This window comes from Erwinia sp. GW821-FHT03D09 (assembly GCF_059420805.1).
Genome location: NZ_JBWKUK010000016.1, coordinates 37,537 through 46,343, shown reverse-complemented (window position 1 = coordinate 46,343; position 8,807 = coordinate 37,537). Strand labels below are relative to the sequence as shown.

Here is an 8,807-nt window from a genome sequence, read left to right as displayed (position 1 = left end):
ACGTCCCTGTGGCCTCGAATCGCGCATCCCTGCGCTCAACGGTCCGCGAACCCGCCCGTCACCGATTGCTCACAGGCTACGGTTTGCTGTGAGTAAAACCGGGTGAGATTTGGTGTACTGATTGCCCAATGGCCAGGGTTTCACTGTGGATTCAGGGCGGTAGGGGATACTCGGGCATTCCAAAGCAACGTGATACTAATAAAGGCGGACGATTTGGGGCATTCGAATCAACGCGATGCTAATAAAGGCGAACGTTTTGGGGTATTTCGAAGCAACGCATTGATTGATAAGGCGAACGTTACGGGGAATATAAGCCGGGTGTCTGCGGCAGGGAGGCCGCAGCCAAGCCCACACGGACGTGTTTACGGCGCCCCGGCGTTAGTCCACGTAACGGTCGCCGGAGCACCGAAAGTGCAGCGAAACCGAAGCCTCAGTATTCACGCCCCGAAACGGTCGCCGGAGCACCGAAAGTGCAGCGAAACCGAAGCCTTAGCATTCTCGTTCCAAAACGCTCGCCTGAGCACAGTACCTGGCTGCTTCCTCCACTCACGGAACCAGCAAGCTCCCGGTGAAAAATTCGCGCCGTACAACCCGATCGCTATCAGCCGTTTTTATCGCATTAAACAATAATTCCGCCGCAATCTCCCCCAGCATTTCCGTATCATGATAAACCCCGGCAATTTTCATTCCATAACTGGCTGAGCCTGGTGGCTTATCCACGGAGAAAAATTTCACTCGCGGATAGATATTTAACTCGTGACATATGGACATTGCGCCCAGCGTAATAATCCCATTCAGCCCGATGATATATTCCGGCTGATTCTCTTCCTGCATCAGCCAGTTTCTGACTTCCTGCTCCTGAGATATAAAATCATAATCACCGTTTATAATAGTGATGTGATTTTTCTTGCCGTATAGTGCATCCAGGATTCCCGCAGTTCTACTTAGGGTGATTTCAGAGTTCGCCGGGCCGCCGAGAATAAGCATTTTAGACTCGGGTTGCGCAGAAAGATATTCACCGGCCAGCAAGCCAATCTCATTGTTATTCAGGAAAACACCGCTTAGCTGCCGGTTGAAAATATCCCTGTCTATAAGAATCAATGGGATGTGGTAGGCTTCGGCCTGCTCAATATAGGTGGGCTGATACTGTTTATCATCTCGTACTGCCGAGAGCATAATTCCTCGGGCTTTGTAGCTGAACAGCGCCTGTATTGCCTGGTTTTCCGCTTCTTCGCTACCGTCCGTATCAAATAACATAATCTGATAGCCTTGTTTTCGCGCAATGCGCGACACTCTCTGAATCAGCGAGGAATAAAAAGGGTTGTACAGGCTGCTGGTGACAATACCAATAATCTGGCTGCTGCTGCTTTTTAATCCCTGGGCAAAAGCGTTAGGGACATAATTCAGTTCTTTTGCTATCGCATGGATTTTTTCACGAGTAGCGGGTTTAACCAGTTCAGGTTTATTAAACGCGCGGGATACCGTGATATTAGTGACGCCAGCTCGTCGGGCAATATCCACGATAGTGGAATTTGGAATAGCTTTCGGCACCGTCATTCCTTGCATTTGCTGTGAACAGATCCCTTATTGTAAGGAAGCGCTTTCAAATAAGCCAGATGTAACGCAGGGTGACGATCCTGTTCCGGATAAAGCGCATTTTTGCGCTCGGGTTGCCCGTTTGCTGTAGGTTTAAGCCGTTTGGAAGAGGGGCTGCCAGCGTATAAGAAGATGACGTAGTCTGGGTAGTCTGAGTCTTCCGGGCCGCCCGGGGCCGTAAATTATTACCCGTAGCACGTGGTGATGTGCTCTACACCTCGGAGGGTCGCTTGCTCTGAGGGGATTAGCGCGTTTATGCAAGCTTCAGCCACGCATTCCTGTATGGGGGGCGAAGACGGCTATGCATCTCTGTATATAGCGAGTATGTGCACGCGCGCCCACGCTATGCATATCAGTATATAGCGAAGCATGTGCACTCGTACTTTCGTTATGTACATCTGTATGGAAAAAAGCATGGCAGCCTGTGCTTTTGCGTCTCTCTGTATGTGATGCAAATCATTTATCCACGCGTTTTGTCGCTCTGCGAACCCGGCCCGGCGTTGAAATCATCAGATGCTGAAGTATTCGTTCATCATGGAACCTTTAAACGCTATCTTAACCTTACAAGCGTAACAGTTAAGAATATCGTTTCTATCGCCAGGGGTACTCCGATTTTGGCAGAATCTTGCTGAAGATTCGGTTAAGAATAGAAGTTACTCCTGCACACCGCGGATGCCGGAAAAATTCGTTATAAACGGCATAAGCGATATGAGTTTTTGTAAACCCTGTATTTGTGTCAGTTAGTGCGCATTTCCGGATGTATTTACGGCCAGTTTGCGCTCAATATCGGGCTGAGTGAAAGGCGATACGCTTCAATATTGGCTAAATATCATACTCGCCTGCCATCATATTTGTGCAGCATCTATCGCGGCAAAGTGGCACATGCGATGCGCGTTGGGTGCAAAGGATACGCTGAAGGGAAGGAAGGTATGCTACTGGTTACGACAATGTTAAGTAAAATAACTATTCTATCAAATATCTTTGCCCGTCATTTTTTGTTTTTCTCCCTCACAGGCTGAAAAATCAAGAGCAGAGTTTTTTTTTAATTGCTTTTTTTGTTTAGATTTCGTGCGTGGGAAAGGATTCTGCGTATTTAATACAGCAGGTGAAACCAAATGAATCAGCAACTGATTAAACGACCCATTTCGATAGTGTTACCAAGACCTGAGGGACTGTATCAGTTCCATACGGTTGATACTGCCGAAATAGAAAGTGAATTGCGTTACGAATTTTTAACAACTAATTGTAAACCTTATACAACGGATACTGCGCATAACCGTCGGGCTGGAGATCGGAAGGCCACTCAGTGGCCACCTGACACCGCACAGGGCAGCTTTAGCTCCGTGCTGGGCGGAACCAGTAACGCCATTTTTAACCCGTATAAACCGGACTCTGACAGCCTGTTCATTTCCCTGTTATTACAGGGAACCGTGGAGCTGACCGGGCGGACAATGTTAGAGAGCAAGGTGATGACGGCCGGATCGCTGGCGCTGTACGAGCGGGATAAACCGCTGCACTACAACAGCGGCCATGTAAAGCAGCTGTTTCTGATCCTGCCCTATGCCGATGCGCGTGCCGCGCTGGGCGGCGGTCTGGATGAACTGGCGTTGTCCCTTGACGATCACAGCCGCTAGCACCGTTTATTCGCTCGCAGATGATGCTGCTGGATGCCCACGCGGCCCACCTGAGCACTAAAGCTATATCCTCTGGACGGGCTGTATAATGTCTCGCTGCTGATGCTGGCGGATATTGGCAGAGAGCGAGGCAACCGTATTGAAGGCAGTAAGAATTTTATTTTTTCTGCCGTCAGGCGCTACATTGAGCAAAACTATGCTCAGGTGAATCTGTCGCCGGATGCGATAGCTGTTGCTCTGCGCTGTTCGCGTTCGGGCCTGGATCGTGCGTTTCTTGAACAGCACACTTCCGTGATGCGCGTGCTGCAGGAAGTGCGTCTTAAAGCAGCCCGATACCGTTTAGAATATTTTGCTGAAGAGCATATTGATACCATCGCTTACCAGTGCGGATTCAGCAGCCCCAGTATTTTCAGTAAGCTCTTTAAACTGCGTTTCGGCATGCCGCCTAAGGCATGGCGTCAGGCTTTTATTAACAGCTATTCTTTTTACCCTGCGGAAGAGAGTAACGTCTGCGGCTGATTAAACGCCCGACTGCTCACAGCGCTGTCCCTGATCTGTAAAGACCAATGTAGGCAGCCGCACGGCCTCTGGATGAGGCCATCTCTTTCACCTGACGATTTATCACTGGTTAACGATTGGATAGCTGACCAGCGGTTTGATCTCTTTGAGTACAAACATACTTTGCATCTCTTTAATTCCCGGCAGACGTCGGATCACCGCCATGGCGAAATCCGCGTAGGCATCCAGATCCCGGGCCACCACCTGTAACAGAAAATCCGCATCGCCGCCGATGCTGTAACAGCCCACCACGTGCTCCAGTTCTGCCACCTCCTGCTCGAACCGATGCGCTTCGGACTCGCTGTGGCTGTCGATGGAGACGCGAACAAAGACCATCACCCCAAGGCCAATTTTTTTACGGTTAAGCACGGCGCGGTAGCCCTGAATCACCTCGTCTTCTTCCAGCCTGCGCACCTTACGCCAGCAGGGTGAGGCCGAGAGGCCAATTTCATCGGCCAGGGTCTGATTGGTCATGCGGGCATCCTGCTGCAGCAGTGAAAGAATTTTTATCTCGGTGGGGCCTAAGCTCATGGGCAGACTCTGTCTTTGAAGTGAGTTTTAAAGGTTAATCATGCCCTTAACTGGTCAATTTTCAACTGATTAAGACAACTTTTTCCCGGCTCGTCGGCGCATAATAAAGGCCTGAATATTGATCTGTTAAACGCCTGAGCGTATGGAAATAAGATGAAATTTGATGCCAGTCAGCACCGTTGTACCATTGTAATCAATGACCAGCTCAGTCCGGGGCTGGCGATGAATGCCGCGAGCGTGATCGGCATCAGTTTTGGCCGTACGGTTGAAAATCTGGTGGGGCCGGACCTGCGAAGCGCGGACGGCGTGAACTATCCGGGGGTGATTTATGCCCCGCTGCCGGTGCTGCTGGCCGCGGATGATTACGTGCAGCAGCTACTGCATATCGCCAGCGAGGATGAAGAGATCTACGCTATGCCGTTTAGCGCGCTGGCGCAGTCGTGCAGAACCTATGAGGAGTACGGTGAGCGTATTTCCACGGTGAACAGCCAGCAGATTGAACTGGTGGCGATTGGTCTGATCGGGCCAAAAAAGAAAATCAGCCGCCTCACCGGCAATCTGCCGCTGTATAAGTGATGGTGCGTGGATAAGGCAGCATGCATGCCCGGTGGCGCGGGATTTCGCCCGCATCGCTGGCCTCAGGCTGCCTCTTGGCCTGCTGACGCGCAAAAGCGACAGGCCTCGTCATCCTGCACGCTTGCGGTGCGAACACCGTGCGGCAGGTCGCCATTAGCGGGGAAGTTAACTTGCACCGCGCGTCGGTACATATCACGCTTCCCCGCCCTGATTTACGCCAGGCCGTTATTCACCAGCGAGCTGCGGGTAATGTCGGCGATAGTTTTTGCCCCGGTCAGCGTCATCGCTACGCGCATCTCTTTCTCAATCAGCGTCAGCAGATTTTCCACGCCCGCCTGCCCGGCGGTGGCCAGCGCATAGATAAACGCGCGGCCCAGCAGCACGCTGTCGGCACCGAGTGCAATCATCCTCACTACGTCAAGGCCGTTGCGGATGCCGCTGTCGGCCAGAATAGTGATGTCGCCTTTCACCGCATCGGCAATCTGCGGCAGCGCCCGCGCGGTAGACAGCACGCCGTCCAGCTGACGGCCACCGTGGTTGGATACTACGATACCATCGGCGCCAAAACGCACGGCATCACGGGCATCGTCAGCATCGAGAATGCCTTTAATGACCATTGGACCGTCCCAGAACTCGCGAATCCACTCCAGATCTTTCCAGCTGATGGACGGGTCAAAGTTATTTGCCAGCCAGCCGATGTAATCCTCCAGCCCGGTCGGTTTGCCGAGGTAGGTGGAGATATTGCCAAGATCGTGCGGACGACCGTTAAGGCCAACGTCCCACGCCCACTGCGGGTGCAGCACGGCCTGCATATAGCGGCGCATCGCCGCGTTCGGGCCGCTCATGCCGGAGTGGGCATCGCGGTAGCGCGCGCCGGGCGTCGGCATATCGACGGTAAACACCAGCGTGGTACAGCCTGCGGCTTTGGCGCGCTCCAGCGCATTGCGCATAAAGCCGCGATCCTTCAGCACGTAGAGCTGGAACCACATCGGACGGTTGATCGCCGGAGCCACTTCTTCAATCGGGCAGACGGAAACGGTGGAGAGCGTAAAGGGAATACCTTTTGCTGCCGCCGCGCGCGCCGCCTGCACTTCACCCCGGCGGGCATACATTCCGGTCAGTCCCACCGGGGCCAGCGCCACCGGCATTGAAAGCGTTTCGTTAAACAGCGTGGTTTGCAGGCTCAGCTCGGACATATCGTTGAGCACGCGCTGCTTCAGCGCGATTTGCGCCAGGTCCTCAACGTTGCGCCGCAGCGTGCGCTCGGCGTAGGCGCCGCCGTCGATATAGTGAAAAAGGAAGGGCGGCAGCATACGTTTGGCCGCCGCGCGATAGTCAGTTCCTGCCGAAATAATCATCAGATCTATCCTTTGTTACATCATTCTCTGTCATCCGGCAGCCGGGTAATCCGCTGCTGTCGGGCTTCATCTTCATGCAGGTTTTTCATCATGGTGAGGACAAACCCTAAATGGTACTGAGCCGCTTTACGCGCCCGTTCCGGGTCGCTGGCGAGGATCGCCAACAGCAGCTCTTCATGTTGTTCAGTCAGGCGGGCAAAAATGGTTGGGACGGTGTACATCCGTTCGCGGCTGCGCGCCACCGAGCTCTGCAGCAGGTCGAAGAAGCCGCGCATGGTTTGCAGCAGCACCACATTGTGCGAGGCTTCCGCAACCGCCAGATGGAAGCGCACGTCGGCCTGGTTGGCCATATCGGCTGAAATGCTCTCCTGCTGCTGAATAGCGTCAAAGCAGTTTTGCAGCCGCTCTTTGTCGGCGGGCGTTGCCCGCAGCGCGGCATACCAGGCGGTACTGGCCTCGATGGCGTGACGCGCCTCCAGAATATCGTTGTGATAGTTCGGGTCATCGGCAACCAGCACCTTCAGCGGCTGCACGATGCGTTCCTCCGACCAGCGGGTATTTTCATCACAGAGCCAGGTGCCACCGCCGCGTTTGCTGTACAGCACGCCTTCACCTATCAGCGAGCGAATAGCCTCGCGCAGTGAAGAACGTGAGACGCCCAGTTCCTGCGCCAGCTGGCGCTCGGCGGGCAGGCGTGCCCCCGGCCCCAGCCGACGCTGATGGATCAGGGTTTTGATACGTCCTGCGAGGAGCAGGGTGCCGGAAGGCGATGGCGCAAGAGTCATGGGATCATCCAGGTGAGCACGTAGGCTTGTAAGGTGGTAATGACCCCTACCATACAGGTGAAAATCAGACTGTGCTTCACCGTAAAGCGGAACAGGTCAGATTCTCTGCCCACCAGGCCCACGGCGGCGCAGGCAATGGCGATCGACTGCGGCGAGATCATCTTGCCGGTCACGCCACCGGTGGTGTTGGCGGCAACCAGCAGCAGGTCCGACACGCCAATCTGCTGCGCGGTGGTGGCCTGCAGCGCGGCGAACAGGGCGTTAGATGAGGTATCCGAACCGGTCAGGAATACGCCCAGCCAGCCGAGGAACGGCGAGAAGAAGGTAAACGCGTGACCGGTGTGAGCCAGCGCCAGCGCCAGCGTGGCGGAAAGGCCGGAGTAGTTGGCGATAAACGCGAAGGCCAGCACCATCCCGATGGAGTAAATCGGCAGCGTCAGCTCTTTCAGCGTGCTGGTAAAGGTGCTCAGTGCATCGGCCGGTTTCATCTTCAGATAGACGATGGAGATCAGTGCGGCAACGATAATTGCCGTCCCGGTTGCAGACAACCAGTCGAACTTATACACCGCGGCATACGGCGTGATTGCCGCTACCACCGGCGGCATTTTCGCCACCAGCTTGTCGAGGAACGGAACCGGGATATTGACCACCAGGTTATACAGCTCACCGCCCGGGGCAAACAGCGCTTTGAACGGCGGGATACTCCACAGGGTAACGGTGGCGGTCAGGAACAGGAACGGCATCCAGGCGCGGATAATCTGCCCCGGGCGATACTTTTCTACCACCAGCGGCTGCACGGTGCTGTTTTCCGTGGGGGCAAAGCGGAAGATGCGCACTGGCTTCCACACGCGCAGGAACAGCGTGAGGCACACCAATGACACCAGCGACGAGATAATGTCCGGCAGTTCAGGGCCGAGGAAGTTAGAGCTGAGGTACTGCGCCAGGGCAAACGAGCCGCCCGCCACAATCACCGCCGGCCAGGTTTCTTTAATCCCGCGCCAGCCGTCCATGATCGCCATGATCCAGAACAGCACGATAATGGTCAGGAACGGCAGCTGGCGGCCGACCATCTGGCCGATCTCAAAGCTGTCCAGGCCGGTAACCTGCCCGGCAACGATAATCGGAATGCCCATTGCGCCAAAGGCTACCGGCGCGGTGTTGACGATCAGGCACAAACCGGCGGCGTAGAGCGGGTTAAAGCCCAGTCCTACCAGCAGTGCGGCGGTGATCGCCACGGGTGCGCCGAATCCGGCGGCGCCTTCCAGGAAGGCACCAAACGAGAAGCCGACGATCAGCATTTGCAGGCGCTGGTCAGGGGTGATCGACAGGATCGAGGCGCGGATAATATTAAACTGCCCGGTTTTCACCGAGATTTTGTAGACGAACACCGCGGCGACGATGATCCACGCGATCGGCCAGAGTCCGTAGAAGAAGCCGTAAACTACTGAAGCCAGCGCGCGATCGACCGGCATACGGTAGAGGAACAGCGCCACCAGCAGCGCCAGCGCAACGGTGATCGTTGCGGCTACGTACCCTTTCAGCTTGAGCTTAATCAGGGCGAAGAAGAAGAAAATGATCGGAATAGCGGCGATCAGGCTGGACAGCCAGATATTGCCGAGCGGATCGTAAACTTGTTGCCAGGGCTGCATGGCGGCGTCTCCAAAAACATTCTTTTTATAACCATATTGGTCGGACCAAAGTGACGATTTCGTGTGTGCTGCCGCTGATGGTTAATATTTTGTTAGTATAAAACAACAGATGTGATGTTT

8 protein-coding genes are annotated in these 8,807 nt (G+C 54.6%); 3 read left to right on the top strand and 5 right to left on the bottom strand.

Annotation, left to right across the window (positions count from 1 at the left end; translation table 11 throughout):
- Nucleotides 1-546: 546 nt before the first annotated feature.
- A complete protein-coding gene (locus tag AC07U6_RS16365) occupies nt 547-1,551 on the bottom strand; it encodes a LacI family DNA-binding transcriptional regulator (RefSeq protein ID WP_494763808.1) in 1,005 nt (334 codons plus the stop codon).
- Nucleotides 1,552-2,939: 1,388 nt separating this feature from the next.
- Between AC07U6_RS16365 and AC07U6_RS16360 the strand changes: the two genes are divergently transcribed.
- Nucleotides 2,940-3,230, top strand: a complete 291-nt coding sequence (locus tag AC07U6_RS16360) for a hypothetical protein (RefSeq protein WP_494763807.1) — start codon at nt 2,940-2,942, stop codon at nt 3,228-3,230.
- A 102-nt stretch (nt 3,231-3,332) separates the two neighbouring features.
- On the top strand, nt 3,333-3,749 hold the full coding sequence (locus AC07U6_RS16355; RefSeq protein WP_494763806.1) for a helix-turn-helix domain-containing protein: 417 nt from the start codon (nt 3,333-3,335) through the stop codon (nt 3,747-3,749).
- 102 nt (nt 3,750-3,851) lie between these two features.
- Here AC07U6_RS16355 and AC07U6_RS16350 read toward each other — a convergent pair whose 3' ends face one another.
- Nucleotides 3,852-4,319, bottom strand: a complete 468-nt coding sequence (locus AC07U6_RS16350) for an Lrp/AsnC family transcriptional regulator (protein ID WP_494763805.1) — start codon at nt 4,317-4,319, stop codon at nt 3,852-3,854.
- Nucleotides 4,320-4,472: 153 nt separating this feature from the next.
- On the opposite strand from AC07U6_RS16350, the gene AC07U6_RS16345 reads away from it, so the two are divergent.
- Nucleotides 4,473-4,895: a DUF2000 domain-containing protein gene (locus AC07U6_RS16345; protein ID WP_494763804.1), complete on the top strand. Its 423-nt coding sequence runs from the start codon at nt 4,473-4,475 to the stop codon at nt 4,893-4,895.
- 212 nt (nt 4,896-5,107) lie between these two features.
- Here AC07U6_RS16345 and lldD read toward each other — a convergent pair whose 3' ends face one another.
- The 3 genes from lldD to lldP are packed head-to-tail and all read right to left on the bottom strand — an operon-like array spanning nt 5,108 to nt 8,687.
- Entirely contained in the window at nt 5,108-6,253 is a 1,146-nt protein-coding gene (gene lldD, locus AC07U6_RS16340) for an FMN-dependent L-lactate dehydrogenase LldD (protein ID WP_494763803.1), read from the bottom strand.
- Nucleotides 6,254-6,273: 20 nt separating this feature from the next.
- Entirely contained in the window at nt 6,274-7,038 is a 765-nt protein-coding gene (lldR, locus tag AC07U6_RS16335) for a transcriptional regulator LldR (protein WP_494763802.1), read from the bottom strand.
- Complete coding sequence (lldP, locus tag AC07U6_RS16330) at nt 7,035-8,687, bottom strand: L-lactate permease (protein WP_494763801.1); 1,653 nt, start codon at nt 8,685-8,687, stop codon at nt 7,035-7,037. The genes lldR and lldP overlap by 4 nt, the downstream gene beginning before the upstream one ends.
- Nucleotides 8,688-8,807: the final 120 nt, after the last annotated feature.

What these genes read in the sequence shown, in the direction of transcription:
- AC07U6_RS16355 (WP_494763806.1), top strand. Translation starts at nt 3,333, where the DNA reads ATGCTGGCGGATATTGGCAGAGAGCGAGGCAACCGTATTGAAGGCAGT.
- AC07U6_RS16350 (WP_494763805.1), bottom strand. Translation starts at nt 4,319, where the DNA reads ATGAGCTTAGGCCCCACCGAGATAAAAATTCTTTCACTGCTGCAGCAG.
- AC07U6_RS16345 (WP_494763804.1), top strand. Translation starts at nt 4,473, where the DNA reads ATGAAATTTGATGCCAGTCAGCACCGTTGTACCATTGTAATCAATGAC.
- lldD (WP_494763803.1), bottom strand. Translation starts at nt 6,253, where the DNA reads ATGATTATTTCGGCAGGAACTGACTATCGCGCGGCGGCCAAACGTATG.
- lldR (WP_494763802.1), bottom strand. Translation starts at nt 7,038, where the DNA reads ATGACTCTTGCGCCATCGCCTTCCGGCACCCTGCTCCTCGCAGGACGT.
- lldP (WP_494763801.1), bottom strand. Translation starts at nt 8,687, where the DNA reads ATGCAGCCCTGGCAACAAGTTTACGATCCGCTCGGCAATATCTGGCTG.